This is a genomic window from Parendozoicomonas sp. 209JJ7-1 (assembly GCF_058147085.1).
This window is the reverse complement of sequence record NZ_JBYVJU010000109.1, coordinates 1-686: the sequence shown is the minus strand read 5'-3', so window position 1 is coordinate 686 and position 686 is coordinate 1. Positions and strand designations below refer to the sequence as shown.

The window sequence follows — 686 nt, the reverse complement described above, 5'->3', positions numbered from 1 at the left end:
GCCGAAGGCGTCACCTGGATGCGCTTGTTAAGTGGCGGTTACTCGATTTCTCTAGCTTTCGATAGTGCAGAAGCAATCATGCCTGCTGGTATGGAGACGATACCAAGACCAATGATTAGGATGAAAAATGTAAATATTTTTCCACCTGTAGTTATTGGGTAGATATCACCATAGCCAACTGTGGTTAGGGTTGCTACAGCCCACCATAAACTAGCAAAAACAGAACTAAACGCTTCAGGCTGTGTCGGATTTTCAAAATAGTAAATTCCAACACCCGCGAGAAAAATGATGATGCAAGCTGCAAATAGAAACAGTATTAGCTCTTCTTTTACGAGAGAAAATGCCGTCTTTAACCTCATTGCCGCAGAATTATATCTTGCTAATTTAACTATTCTTACTAAACGTAGAAGGCGGAATGCTCTTGTCGATCGAAGGTCTAAGCCGGTAGTAATGTAAAATGGCAATATAGCAATCAGATCAACTAAACCATAAAATGAAAATATAAACTTTATTGGCTTATCTGAAATGATAATTCTTGCTAAATATTCTAACGTAAAAATTGCTACACAGAAGACCTCAAATATCCGGAGAAATGCTTTTGTTTTATGTGGTAAATCTGGGATAGTTGATATTGAAAAAGTAAGTAACGAAAGAATGATCAAGCTCTGTATAAATAGATCGAATCT

The 686-nt window shown here is 37.3% G+C and carries 1 protein-coding gene; it reads right to left on the bottom strand.

Annotation, left to right across the window (positions count from 1 at the left end):
* Window positions 1–38: 38 nt before the first annotated feature.
* Window positions 39–686: ion transporter (locus ACY2RQ_RS19590; protein ID WP_490114698.1), on the bottom strand; the 648-nt coding region annotated here is incomplete at its 5' end.